Here is a 14,863-nt window from a genome sequence, read left to right as displayed (position 1 = left end):
TCTCAAATAAATCACCTCTTAAGTATAGCAGTTTTGAAAAATTTTAACCAATTTATAGGTCAGCAAATTCCGCAAGCTGATGCGATTTCGTTTAAGTTGAATTGGATATTTAAACATAATAATGAATAAAAATAAATAAAATACTTGAAAAATCGTTGTGTAGATGTTATTATTGATTTTATCAAAATGTATATTTATTAATAAAAGGGGATGTAGAGATGACAAAAGAAAAAATCGTTCTTGCGTATTCCGGTGGGTTAGATACCTCCGTTGCGATTCAGTGGTTAGTAGAAGGAAATTATGATGTAATCGCGTGTTGTTTAGATGTTGGAGAAGGCAAAGATTTAGAATTCATTAAAGAAAAAGCGATTCAAGTTGGGGCAACGGCTTCTTATACAATTGATGCTAAAGAAGAATTTGCAGAAGATTTTGCGTTGGTCGCGCTACAAGCTCATGCTTATTATGAAGGGAAATATCCATTAATCTCGGCATTGTCTCGCCCACTCATCGCGAAGAAACTTGTAGAAGTAGCCAGACAAGAAGGTGCTACAGCTATCGCACACGGTTGTACAGGAAAAGGAAATGACCAAGTTCGTTTCGAAGTGGCTATTCATGCACTTGCACCGGATTTAAAAGTAGTAGCTCCTGTTCGTGATTGGAAATGGTCGCGTGAAGAAGAAATCGAATATGCACAAAAACATAACATTCCTGTTCCGATTAATTTAGATAACCCATTTTCTATCGATCAGAACTTATGGGGACGCTCTAACGAATGTGGCGTACTAGAAGATCCATGGGCAGCTCCACCAGAAGCGGCGTACGATTTGACAGCAGCTTTAGAAAATACGCCAGATACACCAGAGATCATTGAAATTGAATTTGTAGCGGGCGTTCCTGTTGCTTTAAACGGCGAACAATTAAGCTTGGCGACACTTATTCAAAAACTAAACGGTATCGCTGGCGCACACGGCGTTGGACGTATCGATCATATTGAAAATCGGCTTGTCGGCATCAAATCACGGGAAGTCTACGAATGCCCAGCCGCAGTTGCTTTAATTACGGCGCATAAAGAACTGGAAGATTTGACATTTGTTCGTGAAGTCGCGCATTTCAAACCAGTTATCGAACAAAAAATTAGCGAAGTCATTTACAACGCGCTTTGGTACTCACCGCTTACAAGCTCTCTCGTTGCCTTCTTAAAAGACACGCAAAAATACGTCAACGGCACGATTCGGATGAAACTTTTCAAAGGGCATGCGATTGTGGAAGGTAGAAAATCACCGAACTCGTTGTATGACGAGAACTTGGCGACGTATACATCGGCAGACACGTTCGATCAAGACGCGGCAGTTGGCTTTATCAAACTATGGGGCTTGCCAACGAAAGTTAGCGCGGAAGTCAATGCAAAATTAACTACGAAAACTGAGGTGTAATGCATGGAAAAACTGTGGGGCGGTCGTTTTCAAGGAAAAAGTGAGGCGTGGATTGATGCATTCGGCGCCTCGATTTCTTTTGACGCAAAATTAGCGAAACAAGATATTACGGGAAGTTTGGCGCATGTGGCGATGCTTGGAAAATGTGGGATTATTTCTGAAGAGGAAACGACGCAAATCACGTCTGGATTGCAAGCTTTGGCGGTGAAACTGGCGAAAGGTGATTTGGAATTCAGCATAGTAAATGAGGACATTCACTTGAATATGGAGAAGTTGCTACATGAGGAGATTGGGCCTGTTGCTGGGAAATTACATACGGCGCGGAGTCGGAATGACCAAGTAGCAACGGATATGCATCTTTATTTGAAGGAAGCTGTGACGGAGATTATGGTTTCGTTATCACATCTTCGGACGGTGTTGGTTTCCAAGGCGGAGCAGCATGTTGAGACGATTATGCCGGGTTATACGCATTTGCAGCACGCACAGCCGATTTCTTTTGCGCATCACTTGCTTGCGTATTACGGGATGTTTAGTCGTGATTGGGAGCGTTTGGCGGAGAGCATGAAGCGGATTGATATTTCGCCGCTTGGATGTGCTGCGCTTGCTGGGACTACGTTTCCGATTGATCGAGCGTACAGTGCGGAATTGCTTGGGTTTGATGCGATTTATGATAATAGTTTGGATGGGGTTAGTGACCGTGATTTCATTATTGAATTTTTGAGCAATAGTGCCCTGTTGATGACGCATTTGTCACGGTTTTGTGAGGAATTAATTTTGTGGACAAGCCACGAGTTTCAGTTTGTGGAGTTAATTGATGCGTTTGCGACGGGAAGCAGCATTATGCCGCAAAAGAAAAACCCTGATATGGCGGAATTGATTCGTGGGAAGACGGGTCGTATTTACGGGAATTTGTTCGGTTTGCTGACGGTTCTTAAAGGCTTGCCGCTCGCTTATAACAAAGATTTGCAGGAAGATAAGGAAGGCATGTTTGACACGGTGCATACGGTGAAGACAAGTCTTGATATTTTTGCAGGTATGATTGAGACGATGAAAGTAAATGAAGCCATGATGGAGAACGCGACGCAGAAGGATTTTTCAAATGCGACCGAACTTGCTGATTATTTAGCGAAAAAAGGCGTACCTTTCCGTGAGGCGCACGAAATTGTCGGCAAACTCGTACTGGACTGCACGCAAAAAGGCATCTATTTACAAGATGTTAAACTTGCGGATTATCAAGCGATTCAGCCTGTGATTGAGGACGATATTTATGACGCGCTCACATCACACACCGCCGTTGCTAAACGGAATTCTTACGGTGGTACTGGTTTTGAACAAATCAAAGCCATGATTAAAAAAGCAAAACAAAGCTTATAAAACTAAAATTGGATGCCGAATCATGTTTGGCATCCAATCTTAGTTTTTATTTGATTATGAGCTGGCTTGCTGTCATTGTTGCTTGGGTCATCATCTCTTGAATCAGCGTATCTACCGGTTTGATTTCGTTGATTAGACCTGTAATTTGGCCGGCCATAACCGAACCATTCTCCGTGTCGCCCTCTTGAACGGCCTTACGCAATGATCCCAGCGTCAGTTCTTCTAGCACATCGCGGTCTACATTCTCATCTTCCAGACGTTGATATTCTTTAATCATCTTGTTTTTAATTACTGCGGACTGGTGCACCATTTCGGCGTCCGGTCACCACTGTATCACGGTCTTTTGCTTTCAGACACGCAAGCTTGAAATTCTCATGGACCGGGCATTCGTCCGTTGCTAGGAAGCGCGTACCAATTTGAACCCCTTGAGCCCCCAATGCAAAAGCTGCTGCTATCCCGCGTCCGTCACCAATTCCGCCTGCTGCAATAACCGGAATCGAAACAGCGTCTACCACTTGCGGTAACAAAGCCATCGTCGTTGTTTCGCCAACATGCCCGCCTGCTTCTGTGCCCTCTGCGACAACCGCATCCGCACCTAGTTGTTCCATTTTACGCGCAATCATCACCGAAGGAACGACAGGAATAACGATAATTCCCGCTTCTTTCCAAATCGGCATATATGTTTTTGGCGTCCCTGCACCCGTGGTTACTACTTTTACGTCTTCTTCAATAATCACTGTCGTCAATTCGTCGATATTCGTCATCATCAACATTAGGTTGACGCCAAACGGTTTGTCTGTCAGTTCTTTTGTTTTGCGAATCTCAGCACGCAACTCCTCCGCGCTCATCCCACCTGATGCAATAATTCCAAGTCCGCCAGCGTTTGATACAGCAGCAACAAGTGGTGCCTTTGCAATTTGGGCCATCGCGCCTTGCATAATAGGGTATTTGATATGAAGCAATTGTGTTATTGACATTGTTTTTTCCTCCGATACATCAGTCATTTCCATGTACATTTTCTCACAATGCATACAAAAAAACAACCACTTGACTTCAAAATGATTGTTTCCCCGCTAAAATTAATTTTCTTGTTTTGTCTGCACTGCTAGTAAAATACACCCTGTAATCCCTGCGTCATCTTCTAGCTTCGGTGGAACGATGTATTCCTCTAAATCTGGCAATTGGATATAGCCTGCAATCAATGTCTTCAACTTTTGGCGAACAAGTGGGAATACTTGACGTTGTTTCATCACGCCACCACCAATTACAATGCGTTCAGGGGACAAAATTAGACTATAATTCATCAATGCCTGTGCAATATAATGCGCTTCTAAATTCCAAACTTCTTCATTATCTGCAAGCTCTACCGCCTTTTTGCCCCATCGTTTTTCAATGGCGCCACCAGCTGCCAGACCTTCCAAACAATCATCATGATACGGACAATTTCCTGTATAGCGATCGTGTTTATGACGACGCACCATAATATGCCCCATTTCTGGATGCGAGTAGCCTTCTAACATTTTGCCATTCACCACCGCACCAGCACCAATCCCAGTTCCAATCGTAATGTACATACAGCTAGACAATCCTTCTGCCGCACCAAGCGTCACTTCTCCAAGCGCTGCCGCGTTCACATCCGTCGTAAAACCAATCGGCACATAAAACGCATTTTTTAGCGCACCAACAATATCATAGTTGCGCCATGCCAGCTTCGGCGTCGACGTAATATAACCGTATGTAGGACTCGATTTACGCACATCAATCGGACCAAACGAACCAACACCAATCGCCTCCAACTCGTCCTCATACTGCTTGAAAAATTGCTCCACATACTTCATTGTCTCTCCAGGTTCTGTCGTCGGATACGTTTCCCGCTTAATTATTTTCCCCGTTTCATCACCAATCGCCACAACAAACTTCGTCCCACCAGCTTCTACTGCTCCAAAAACCATAGTTCCACTCCTCACATTATTATGTTATCGTTTTCATTCTAGCATATTTTTATCATCAGTTGTCTAAAAACTCATTAATTTGATTATATATACCTAATTTATCAGTTATTTTAAGTGAGATTTTTACTTTCGAAACATCCACCGACATAACCGTTCATATGTTCTAAAAAACACCGGAATCTCATCTTCTTTCAAACCAATATACATATTAGCGACAATCCCATCGTTATACCACTTTTGCAAATCATAGCCACGGTTAAAATAGCTCCAAACCTTGTTTCCCTCGGAGCTTAGAGCGTATTTAACAGACTGCAAATTATCCAATTTATCCGCAACAATAATCGCCTTTTCCTCAAGTGTTCCAGTGCGCGCCGTTTCAATTGTATGCTTTTTACGCTCTTCCCATGTTTTCGACTTATCTTCCGTATGCGAAGCCACTAAACGCGCGACATCCTCCCCAAAAGCAGTTCTAATCTCGTCCAGCGTCACAGGTGTATCCTCCACCACATCGTGCAAAAAACCAGCAGCCACAACTTCCTCACGAAATCCCGCATTCCGCAACAAATTAGCCACATTACGCGGATGCGCAAAATATGGCTCACCAGTTATTTTACGACGCTGTCCACGATGCGCCTTCTCTGCAAACTCACTTGCTCGCTGATACATTTTTTAATTCCTCCCATCATTGAGACTTCGTTTATTTTTCATGGTATCATTAGGATATCATAAAATCAAATTATTATAAAAGGAGAGAACATCATGTATGACGGAACCATCCCATCAGGAGTTGCCATACTAAAAGATAAGTACAGACTTAACGAGGGTAACATTTCAAAATTATTAGGCCTTGATATAACAACATTGGATGACGATTATATGTCTCACTACACTGATCAAACAAATCATGCAGAATATGCACTACCTTTCTTGGTAGGGGCTCTCGATGCAACAAGCGATGACACTAAACTACTAGGCATTATCGATGGGTTCATGCATTATTTCGATTTGAGCATTGAAGCACTTGCATTGTACGCAGAAATTACTCCAGTTGAAATGAAAAATTTTATCAGTAATCCTAGCTTCCTTCCTATAGAGAAAAAATACCACATGGGAATACGATTTATGCTACTCCATTTCGTACTAAAAGAATCCTATCGCGTAGAGAAAGATAAGAATACAAATTAAAAATAAGCCAAGTCTCAAACAAAGTAGAGGCTTGGCTTATTTTAGCTATAATAATGTATCCCAAATGCTTTATTTAGGCACTATGATGAATATCACGATCATTTAGCGCTTGCAACGGTCGATTCGTATCTTGAATGACCTCTTGAAACGCCGCGAAGTCTTCTTGTGAAATCGTTGTTGCCTCGCGTAGCACAATCCATGTCACACCTTCAAATGTTGGCGGTGTCGTCAAAGAACCATGGTAGGTAAAATACGCTCGCTTCTCCGGCAATAGGTTCGAAACATCTAAAGAAATCTGTTTTTCAATACCGAAATTGGCAAAAACTTGCGGAAAAATCTCAGCTAATTCGCCAAAATCACTGCCTTCTAATTCCTCGTCCATCCAAATCGCTAGCACAAGACGCTCTCCTGCTTCATTCATGTGCACCAAATGCCATTCAATCGCGAAATATTCCTGATTTAGCGTGTGTTCGCTTGGGATATGCCCGTGAAAAGCAATCAAATTGTACCTTTTACCATTAAAGGTCAAACCTTGCTCCTTGTCCTCTGGAAAAAGATGTACCGAATTTTCCACACGTCTTACCGTATATGTTGTTGGTTTATAGTTTAATTCAAGTGGTAAACTTTCCTGTACTTCCCTTACTTTCTCCATGTGAATATCTACTGGTGACTGATTCTTTCCTGACTTTGCAATCTCATACTCATCACAAATATGTCCCCAATAATGTGGCCCTTTATCCCCTTGATAGGACCACTTCACAAGCGGTTCTGACATGTATCATTCCTCATTTCTCCTTAAAATTGCGCTTCGTTCCGTTGTGTTACTAAGTGAATATTCCGTTAACATTTCTCCAAGTAATATTTTTATGTTCTTTTTATTATACTGAAAATCTATCAAAATTCCAGTATGTTTTCTCGGAATTAGAAAATAAAATAAAAAACACCCGCAAAAATGCAGGCGCAGACTGTAAAAAACTATATCTTAAATAAAAACCTGTCCGTGCCTACAAACCTCAGCGTGTCGACAAATGCCCAGGCTCTAGGCAAGGACTAACCCCTCACTTCGTTCACGCTTATATTGGAACTGTAACTCGTTGCACGTCGAACAGTTCCAACAAAGCGGAGCGTACTAGAGTACGTTGACTGAAAACAGGGAGAGAGTCGTATCCTCGACCATGTGAGAAGTTATGCGTAGCGCAGCGTAGAAGAGCATCGGAACGGAGCTTTTAACGACGAGAATGGGTATTTGTCGACACGCTGAGCTATTTTAGAAGTAGTCCGAAAAATAAGGCGTCTCATTCGGAATCATTTTTTCTAATTGCTTAATTGTCGTGTCGTTGGCCATAATTCGGCCAATTTTACGCAAATATTTGGGGCGTTTATAACCGAAGAACATCGTCGTTAATGTCTGTATATCAATCTCTACAGCCTCGCCATGTGCTTCTTTCCCGATTGATACATTGCCATCTGCATCCCACTGAAAATGAAAGATTCCTTGATTCCATTCCAATAAACTATCCGTTACAACAAAATGAAAGTCTGCTTGTTTTTCTAAGAATGGGTATTTCTTAAAAAATCCTTCGACATCGACAATTCGCGCCATATAATATGGATGAATCGTTTCTGTAATATCGCTGTCTTCCATTAAGAAGGCGATAGGCTCACTGGTGTATAGCTTGCCTTTTACATGCGTCACCATCGAAAAATGTGCGCTAATGAAGTTCCACAAGCCATGTCTTGCTTCTCGCGTTAAATACACCATTTCTTTCATATGAAAAATATCATCGGCAATCCAGTAATACATGAAACCTTGTGGCTCCCCGGCTTCATCATAATACACAGCGGCAATCATTTCTTCGCGCTCCCAGCGCCAGTATTCTTCCCATGCTAGCGAATCACGAATCATCGCGACGTGTTGATTTTGGGCGAAACGATTATATGTTTTTAAAACATCTTCGTGTTCGATATCTAAACGTTCCACCATCCCGCTCACTGGGACATTTTCAGGAAGTTGGGTATCTTTAATCGAAAACGTCATCACATCCGAAATGATTTCCCAACCTTTACGGCGGTAGTACGGAATCGAGTAAGGATATAAATACGAAATCGTCTGCTCTCGGTCGCGCATCTCTTTCAAACTCTGACGCATCAAGCGGTGCATTAAACCGAAATTTGCATACTCAGGATACGTCCCAACACCTGTAACGCCACCCATTTTGTATATTTCCCCAAAAATATTGACTTGCATTGGGTACACAGCCATCTGTGAAACAAGTTTGTCACCGTCAAACCAGCCTACAACATCTGCTTTACGCAAGACTGGGCGCTTTGCCTGCTCGATTTCATCTTCCTCCCAGCCAACTTCCTGAAGGTCCTGATTGGTCACTTGAAACACGTAACGCAATAATTCATTGAACTGCGCCAAATGCTCCATGCCTAATTTTTTCATCTCTAAACGTTCTTGGACATCCTGCTGCCCCATAGTTTCTACCTCTCTCCTAAAATATATACCATGTGTATTTATCTACTCCATTGTACACGGAAAGCATCTATTTCTGCAATTACCTACCCTTGCGTTTCGCGACAACTTCTTGATATCGCTGCTCTAATTCTGCTTTTTCGGCCGCTTTCAATCGTGGTTCCATTAATTTCGCAGCAATTGCCGACATTTCCAACTCCAAAAGTAACATATCCTCTTCCACACGTGTCGTTTTTGCTTCCTTCGAGTCTTCCCATTCCGCATAATTTCCAGCAAATAACTGCAATTTCTCATCCTCTAAAACTAACAAATTCGTCGCTACTTTTCGTACAAAAGTTCTGTCATGCGAAACAAATAAAACGGTGCCAGAATAGCCCGAAATCAGTTCTTCCAATGCTTTCATGGCGTTAATATCCAAATAATTCGTCGGTTCATCCAGAATCAAAACGTTCGCATCGCCCAAAAGAATCATAGCTAGTGCTAACTTCACTCGTTCGCCGCCAGATAAAACGTTCGTATCTTTCGATAAATCATCTGCTGTAAATTGCAAACTGCCGAGACAGTCGCGGTTCATTTGGTCATCGTGAACACTAACTGATTGAATGTTTTCCCATAGTGTTTTCGTTAAATCGACTTGTTTTAACTGTTGATCGAAATAACCGATTTTGACTTTTTCGCCGAGTTGAATGGCGTCATTTCCCGCAATGACTTGGCGTAAGAATGTTGTTTTACCACTTGCATTTTTGCCAATGAGGGCGATTTTTTCACCGCTTTTTAGGCTGAATGTGGCGTCTGAGAATAAGTTTCGTTTGCCAACTTTGGCGGCTAGTTGTGTGGCGCGGATGACGGTGTTGCCTTGCTTTATTTGATTGGCTTCTGGCAGTGTTATTTTAATCGACTTTTGTTGGAACGGTTTGTCGACTTTTTCCAGGCGTTCGATGCGTTGGTCGATGGCTTTGACGAGCTTGTGTTGCTTCTTTTCTTGCACGCCTTTACCAGGTTTGGCGCTACGGATTTCTTTTGACGTGAAACGTTTATTTGGTGTTCGCAAGCCATGTGCTGTTTTTTCACGATGGGATTTGGCTTCTTCTAATTGTTTTTTCTTCGCATTGTATTGTTCGTAGCCTGCCATTGCTTGGTCGTGTTCCTTTGCTTTTGCGGCCTCGTAAGCTTCGTAATTCCCCGCATAAACTGTGATTTTCTGCTGGTCAAGCTCCCAAATTGTCGTACAAATCGCATTTAAAAACGCCCGATCATGCGAAATGACAAAAAGCGTCCCGGCATAGCGTTTCCATTGCCGTTCTAGGTGTTTCACACTGTTTACATCCAAATTGGACGTCGGCTCATCGGCAAATAACAAATTCGGCTGTTCTGCCAAAATTCGCTGCACCGCTTTGCGCGTTTTTTCACCACCAGAAAGTCGGGCATCTTCCGGCAAAATTTGCGGTAAATACCCTACCGTACCGTTTCGCGTTATCCCACCTTGATCCGCTGTCGTTACACCCGCCAGTATTTCCAGTAAGGTCGTCTTTCCAAGCCCATTTCGTCCTACAATCCCAATCCGCTGACCTCGATTCGCCGTCAAATGCGGAATTTCAAATAAAACCCAATCTGCGATTTCTTTTTTCACATCGTGTATCTCTATTGCTAACATAAAAAAACCTCCTACTCATTCTGGAATAGGAAGTCCAAGAAAATAAGCCGTCAGCGCAAATACGCCAAACAAACTCATTTCGTATTCGTCTGCATCATTTCGGACACAGCAATCCCATTCCAAAAAAATTTCGTTTATCAAAGCAGGTACACGCCTATTCTTTGATAGCTATTCGAATTCTCTAAAGAAATAAGGATTACATTTTCATCGGCCCAAAAGACACCTCTTTCACATTTATTGGCTCCATCATAGCGCATTTTTTGAAAAACGTCAACCCAGGTTTATTCTTCTGCCGGGATTTTCGCTTCAAATTCCTTCTGTTTCGGTACATTTTTCTTATAAGCTAAGAAATAAAATAAGGCCACAAAAATCGCACCACCTGCAACATTACCTAAATAAACAGGAATCACATTACTGATAAATTCGCCCCATGAATAACTTCCTGCAAAAATCGCTGCTGGAATGATAAACATATTGGCGACAACGTGTTGGAAACCAATCGCAACGAAAGCCATCACAGGAAACCAAATACCTAGAATTTTTCCAGTAAAATCTTTTGCTGCATAACAAAGCCAAACCGCGATACTAACGAACCAGTTACAACCAATTCCTGATACAAAAGCTACCCAGAACGGGTCTTTAATTTTTGCCCCAGCTGTCGCAATTGTTTTTGCTAGGAAATCGCCTTCTGTTAAACCTACGAAATGTCCGAAGAAAAAGGCAATAGCAAGTGCGCCAACGAAATTCATGATTGTTACAATCGCCCAATTTCGCAACAACTGCCCCATCGAAATTTTGCGATCAAACCATGCTAACGCCACAACCATCATATTCCCCGTAATTAACTCACCGCCGCCTAGTAAAATACAAACAAGGCCTACAGGAAAAAGACTCGCCCCAATAAACGTCGCGAAACTGCCCCATTCATGTGGCATCGTTCCAACTGCACGAATATAAAGCAAATATCCTAATGAAATAAACGCCCCGCCCAGAAAACCTAGAATAATAAGCGTTAATGTGGAAGATTCAGCTTTCACAATTCCCTTCTTAATCGTTTCCTCTACTGTTTCTTGTGGTGTATAATATGCCGCCACAAATACCCCTTCTTTCATCTTTAATTTTATAATATATGTTCAAACTTGCTGTTACACAAATTGTTCAATATTTCACATTTAATTGCATAACAACGAAGGTACTAGCTTATGTAACGCCAAATAAACAACCCTTTACAAAGCTGCTTACTTGGCCTATTTTTCACTCTAAATGTTTCACAACAGGAATCATAATATGAAAACCTTGCTCATTGCGTGGTGTATCAATCATGCTATATACCTCGATTTTAAATGGTAATTCGTCAAAAACCGGGTATTCTGCTGTAATATATGGTCGATAGTCGCGTGCTTCTATCCGTTTAGCGACCTCTCTATAAGTGTCATTAATATCCGTACCTGCGACATGATCGCATACAAAATACGTATGTGCTGGAATTTCCACCCATTCCATATCTTCAGGAACATCGGATGGTTTCCAATTGGCTTTTACCGCTGAATAGTGCGTAAAGCCGTCCTCTAAATTATGAACAGACATGCCTAGCAAAGTATTGTCAAAATCCAAGCTTTCCTGTTCCTTTGCCCATGCTTGCATCTTCTTGATTGTCTTGTGCACCTCACCGTGGAACGCCTCTTCAAAAGTGCCTTGCCAAACAAAAGCAACCGCAGTAAATCCTTCATGTTCTTCAAACCGTGCAGCTGATAAAGCCATTTTAATCAACTCCTTCATGGGATTTCGTTGCTTCATTTTCAATCACGTAAATCATACCACAAATCGTAAAAATAATCTCCTATAAAGAATGAATAAATTGACATTTACCAAGATATTGGCATTTTTCCATCTTCTTCTAAGTATTGATTGATTTGACTATACGGCTTGCTTCCAAAAAAGCCATTGTAAGCCGATAGCGGACTTGGATGTACGGCTGTAATAACTTTATGTTGCGAATTCGTAATCAACGCCTGTTTCTTCTTAGCATCGCCACCCCACAATACGAAAATAACCTGATCTTCTTTTTCGTTTAGCAGTTTAATGATGGCATCGGTGAATTGTTCCCAGCCTTTTTTGCGATGAGAGGCAGCTTTTCCTGCTTGTACAGTAAGCACGGTATTTAAAAGTAACACCCCTTGTTTTGCCCAGTCAGTTAAATTAATGTCCGTGCGGGAAATATCTAAATCGGCTTCCAGTTCTTTAAACATATTGCGGACAGAAGGCGGAAATTTAGCCTCACTCGATGCGACCGAGAAACTTAGTCCGTGCGCCTGATTCGGTCCGTGGTAAGGGTCCTGCCCTAAAATCACGACTTTAGTGTTCGCATAACTCGTTAAATCAAGTGCATGATAAATCGCTTCACGTGGCGGATAAATCGTTGTCGTTGCGTATTCTTCATCAATAAAATCCTGCAACGCTTTGAAATACGGTTTTTCTTGCTCTGCTTGAAGAAGTTCTTGCCAATCGTTTCTCACTATAGTACCTCTTTTCTTGAAGGGGGGTTAATATTTCAGTCCATTCATATCTTGTTTCATATGATTACGAATCTCTTCGATACGTTGTTCTTGATTATCAGATTTCCACCATCTGGGCTAGAAATAAAGACCATAAGTGCTAAAATAACAGTAATTAAAGCGATGATAAACCACACAATAATTGCACTACTTTGCTTGGTAACTATAGTATATCTGGTATTCACAGTAGAAGCTAGTTTTTTTGACTCGCATGAAAGCTGTACACTTTTAATCTTTTATACTATTTTCAGTTTAATAACATGATTCCCTGAAATAATAAGAGACTTGATTATCTTTTGACCGTAATAAGCCCATTTGTAAGAGGACTAACTGTAGAATTAGAGGGCTTGAGACATAACTAATTTTCACACCAAATAAACCGGAAATCACGAGCCTCCTTTTTTCGAGTAAGATGTGCTTTACTACACACAAATTTCCCGAATGCAAGCATTTGTCGCCGATTTATTTGGGTTATGTTTCGAATCCTTGTGTATCAAAATCATACACTAGCTTTCCAACTTCTCTATATATTTTTCCCATCGATCCCAATCTAATAAAATCCAATTTCTTTCTGGTGCTAGCCATTGTTCAGCAATAAGCATCTTTCGGATACCATTTAAATATTCTCTCGTACAGTGGGCATAGTTCGCCATCTCTACTTGGGTGAACACAACTGGTATTCGGCACTCCGCATATCTAAACTCCCCGATGTCGCAAGCAATACGATACAGCAAGGCCATCACACGCTCCTTGATTGGCAGTGAATATACATCCAACTGCCTTGCTAACTGGTGCATCATATCACTTTGTGCCTTCGCTTGTTTTTGTAAAAAGTCGGTCGCAGACAACATGGGCAGCCGCTCCACATGAAGCTCTGCTTGGGCTTGGTATTGAATCAACTTCCCTAAGAAGTAATCTTCCGTGATGGTGAAAGTCCCTTGTTTCATGATTTTCAGTAAATGATTGCCCGTTTTACAAACAACATACCCTTGTAAAATCGCATATTCGCCACATTCCTGCAGTGTGCTTCCTTTTTTTAGTCTCATTATAGCCTGGTTTCTTACTAACATTGGCTTTCCCCCATTCTTCGTAGCCTGCATCTACTATTCATATCTAGTTATAGCGCTTTGCGCAGTAGTTGGCGGCCTTTTTGCGTCATACGCACGGAGACATCGCTTGAATCGTATACCAAATACACATAGCCATAGTGGGCGAATGTCTGCACGATAGCCTGGATAGGAAAGTTGCTCCCCACCGTTGTTTCTTGCACGAGTTGCCGGAGACTCATGCTTCGCTTCTCCAAGCGATACAGAAGAGACACTATCTCTGGTGCTACTTGCTTCATGTCTTTGCTCCCCTTCATCCCTATTTTATTCCTTTTTTTATTAGTTCGATGCGCCGACTGTCATGTCCTTTTTCAAGGCTAAAAGGCCAACTTCTAAGCTGATTTGTGGTTGCCAGCCAAGGCGTGCTTTGGCGCGGGCATTCGATAGAACAGAGCGCTTGACATCCCCCGCTCGTGGACCCTCTATCCGAATGTTGCTCTCTTTTTCAAAAATGGCTGCGATGGTCTCATAAATGTCTAAAATCGCGATTTCTTCTCCAGAGCCAATGTTCACGACCGTATTAAGCGGGCGAATGGTGGCGAGGCGATTCGCTTCGGCAACATCTCCTACATACACATAATCCCGTGTACAACCACGCGGCATATCGGGATAGGTCATTAACACCGATGTTTGATTAGCCACGATATTGTTCACAAAAATAGGCACCACCCCACATTCGCCATCTGGAATTTGACGTGGTCCAAACACATTAGCATACCGTAAAACAGTATACGCAAAACCGTAGGCTTCGGAATAAATCGCGAGGTATTGTTCACCGGCATATTTGGTAATGGCATACGGGGATATCAGTTGTGGTGTGTCCTCTTCCCTAGATGTTTCGTCCCCTTCGATGACTTTACTTAACGCACCACCCGATGACACATACACAAAAGTGTCAATGGGATGTTTTTGAATACATGCCAGCAAAACAAGCAATCCTTTGCCGTTGATGTCTAAATCATATAGCGGGTCTTCCAGCGATGTAACGACCGATTTCTGCGCCGCGTGATGATTGACGATCGTCGGTTGAAAGCTGGCAAAAAGCGCGGCCATGGCTTCCGGATGCGTGATATCTGCTTCCACAAATTGAAAATGCGCAGAATCGAGCAGATGCGCAATATTCGC

The 14,863-nt window shown here is 42.2% G+C and carries 15 protein-coding genes and 1 pseudogene; 3 read left to right on the top strand and 13 right to left on the bottom strand.

Features of this window, described 5'->3' with window-relative positions; genetic code table 11:
- Nucleotides 1-218: 218 nt before the first annotated feature.
- Both PRIP_RS15355 and argH read left to right on the top strand, forming a co-directional pair.
- The gene (locus PRIP_RS15355; RefSeq protein WP_036102396.1) at nucleotides 219-1,433 is read left to right on the top strand and encodes an argininosuccinate synthase; all 1,215 of its coding nucleotides are present in this window, start codon (nucleotides 219-221) and stop codon (nucleotides 1,431-1,433) included.
- 3 nt (nucleotides 1,434-1,436) lie between these two features.
- Complete coding sequence (argH, locus tag PRIP_RS15350) at nucleotides 1,437-2,807, top strand: argininosuccinate lyase (RefSeq protein WP_036102392.1); 1,371 nt, start codon at nucleotides 1,437-1,439, stop codon at nucleotides 2,805-2,807.
- Between the two features lie 46 nt (nucleotides 2,808-2,853).
- On the opposite strand, the pseudogene PRIP_RS15345 reads toward argH, so the two are convergent.
- The 3 genes and pseudogenes from PRIP_RS15345 to PRIP_RS15335 all read right to left on the bottom strand — a co-directional run bounded on the left by PRIP_RS15345 (nucleotide 2,854) and on the right by PRIP_RS15335 (nucleotide 5,425).
- Nucleotides 2,854-3,784 (bottom strand): annotated as a pseudogene (locus PRIP_RS15345) (nitronate monooxygenase).
- 102 nt (nucleotides 3,785-3,886) lie between these two features.
- Nucleotides 3,887-4,759: an ROK family protein gene (locus PRIP_RS15340; protein WP_036102389.1), complete on the bottom strand. Its 873-nt coding sequence runs from the start codon at nucleotides 4,757-4,759 to the stop codon at nucleotides 3,887-3,889.
- Nucleotides 4,760-4,882: 123 nt separating this feature from the next.
- On the bottom strand, nucleotides 4,883-5,425 hold the full coding sequence (locus PRIP_RS15335) for an HD domain-containing protein (protein ID WP_036102386.1): 543 nt from the start codon (nucleotides 5,423-5,425) through the stop codon (nucleotides 4,883-4,885).
- Nucleotides 5,426-5,518: 93 nt separating this feature from the next.
- On the opposite strand from PRIP_RS15335, the gene PRIP_RS15330 reads away from it, so the two are divergent.
- Nucleotides 5,519-5,944, top strand: coding sequence for an HTH domain-containing protein (locus tag PRIP_RS15330; RefSeq protein WP_036102383.1), 426 nt, complete (start codon nucleotides 5,519-5,521; stop codon nucleotides 5,942-5,944).
- Nucleotides 5,945-6,017: 73 nt separating this feature from the next.
- Here PRIP_RS15330 and PRIP_RS15325 read toward each other — a convergent pair whose 3' ends face one another.
- The 10 genes from PRIP_RS15325 to PRIP_RS15280 all read right to left on the bottom strand — a co-directional run.
- Nucleotides 6,018-6,719: a carbonic anhydrase gene (locus tag PRIP_RS15325; protein WP_036102380.1), complete on the bottom strand. Its 702-nt coding sequence runs from the start codon at nucleotides 6,717-6,719 to the stop codon at nucleotides 6,018-6,020.
- 492 nt (nucleotides 6,720-7,211) lie between these two features.
- A complete protein-coding gene (locus tag PRIP_RS15320; RefSeq protein WP_036102377.1) occupies nucleotides 7,212-8,426 on the bottom strand; it encodes a GNAT family N-acetyltransferase in 1,215 nt (404 codons plus the stop codon).
- Nucleotides 8,427-8,505: 79 nt separating this feature from the next.
- Nucleotides 8,506-10,077: a ribosomal protection-like ABC-F family protein gene (abc-f, locus tag PRIP_RS15315; RefSeq protein WP_036102374.1), complete on the bottom strand. Its 1,572-nt coding sequence runs from the start codon at nucleotides 10,075-10,077 to the stop codon at nucleotides 8,506-8,508.
- A 15-nt stretch (nucleotides 10,078-10,092) separates the two neighbouring features.
- Nucleotides 10,093-10,218 (bottom strand): hypothetical protein, encoded by a 126-nt coding sequence (locus PRIP_RS18065; protein WP_277620112.1) that lies wholly within the window; start codon nucleotides 10,216-10,218, stop codon nucleotides 10,093-10,095.
- Nucleotides 10,219-10,358: 140 nt separating this feature from the next.
- Nucleotides 10,359-11,171 carry a formate/nitrite transporter family protein gene (locus PRIP_RS15310; protein WP_241434204.1) on the bottom strand — a complete coding sequence of 271 codons (813 nt, stop codon included), beginning with the start codon at nucleotides 11,169-11,171 and terminating at the stop codon, nucleotides 10,359-10,361.
- 160 nt (nucleotides 11,172-11,331) lie between these two features.
- Nucleotides 11,332-11,838, bottom strand: coding sequence for a GyrI-like domain-containing protein (locus PRIP_RS15305; RefSeq protein ID WP_036102367.1), 507 nt, complete (start codon nucleotides 11,836-11,838; stop codon nucleotides 11,332-11,334).
- Nucleotides 11,839-11,942: 104 nt separating this feature from the next.
- Nucleotides 11,943-12,593, bottom strand: coding sequence for a uracil-DNA glycosylase (locus PRIP_RS15300; protein ID WP_036102365.1), 651 nt, complete (start codon nucleotides 12,591-12,593; stop codon nucleotides 11,943-11,945).
- A 545-nt stretch (nucleotides 12,594-13,138) separates the two neighbouring features.
- On the bottom strand, nucleotides 13,139-13,702 hold the full coding sequence (locus PRIP_RS15290; RefSeq protein WP_036102359.1) for a cyclic nucleotide-binding domain-containing protein: 564 nt from the start codon (nucleotides 13,700-13,702) through the stop codon (nucleotides 13,139-13,141).
- A 47-nt stretch (nucleotides 13,703-13,749) separates the two neighbouring features.
- A complete protein-coding gene (locus PRIP_RS15285; protein WP_036102356.1) occupies nucleotides 13,750-13,977 on the bottom strand; it encodes a hypothetical protein in 228 nt (75 codons plus the stop codon).
- Nucleotides 13,978-14,017: 40 nt separating this feature from the next.
- The coding region (locus PRIP_RS15280) for an NAD-dependent epimerase/dehydratase family protein (protein WP_052008985.1) at nucleotides 14,018-14,863 on the bottom strand (846 nt) is incomplete at its 5' end.

The sequence above is a fragment of the Paenilisteria riparia FSL S10-1204 genome (assembly GCF_000525995.1).
Taxonomy (GTDB): domain Bacteria; phylum Bacillota; class Bacilli; order Lactobacillales; family Listeriaceae; genus Listeria_A; species Listeria_A riparia.
The sequence above is the reverse complement of the archived record's forward strand: the minus strand, read 5'-3'. Positions and strand labels throughout refer to the sequence as shown.

What these genes read in the sequence shown, in the direction of transcription:
- PRIP_RS15355 (WP_036102396.1), top strand. Translation starts at nt 219, where the DNA reads ATGACAAAAGAAAAAATCGTTCTTGCGTATTCCGGTGGGTTAGATACC.
- PRIP_RS15290 (WP_036102359.1), bottom strand. Translation starts at nt 13,702, where the DNA reads ATGTTAGTAAGAAACCAGGCTATAATGAGACTAAAAAAAGGAAGCACA.
- PRIP_RS15325 (WP_036102380.1), bottom strand. Translation starts at nt 6,719, where the DNA reads ATGTCAGAACCGCTTGTGAAGTGGTCCTATCAAGGGGATAAAGGGCCA.
- PRIP_RS15320 (WP_036102377.1), bottom strand. Translation starts at nt 8,426, where the DNA reads ATGGGGCAGCAGGATGTCCAAGAACGTTTAGAGATGAAAAAATTAGGC.
- PRIP_RS15305 (WP_036102367.1), bottom strand. Translation starts at nt 11,838, where the DNA reads ATGGCTTTATCAGCTGCACGGTTTGAAGAACATGAAGGATTTACTGCG.
- PRIP_RS15340 (WP_036102389.1), bottom strand. Translation starts at nt 4,759, where the DNA reads ATGGTTTTTGGAGCAGTAGAAGCTGGTGGGACGAAGTTTGTTGTGGCG.
- PRIP_RS15335 (WP_036102386.1), bottom strand. Translation starts at nt 5,425, where the DNA reads ATGTATCAGCGAGCAAGTGAGTTTGCAGAGAAGGCGCATCGTGGACAG.
- PRIP_RS15285 (WP_036102356.1), bottom strand. Translation starts at nt 13,977, where the DNA reads ATGAAGCAAGTAGCACCAGAGATAGTGTCTCTTCTGTATCGCTTGGAG.
- argH (WP_036102392.1), top strand. Translation starts at nt 1,437, where the DNA reads ATGGAAAAACTGTGGGGCGGTCGTTTTCAAGGAAAAAGTGAGGCGTGG.
- abc-f (WP_036102374.1), bottom strand. Translation starts at nt 10,077, where the DNA reads ATGTTAGCAATAGAGATACACGATGTGAAAAAAGAAATCGCAGATTGG.
- PRIP_RS15330 (WP_036102383.1), top strand. Translation starts at nt 5,519, where the DNA reads ATGTATGACGGAACCATCCCATCAGGAGTTGCCATACTAAAAGATAAG.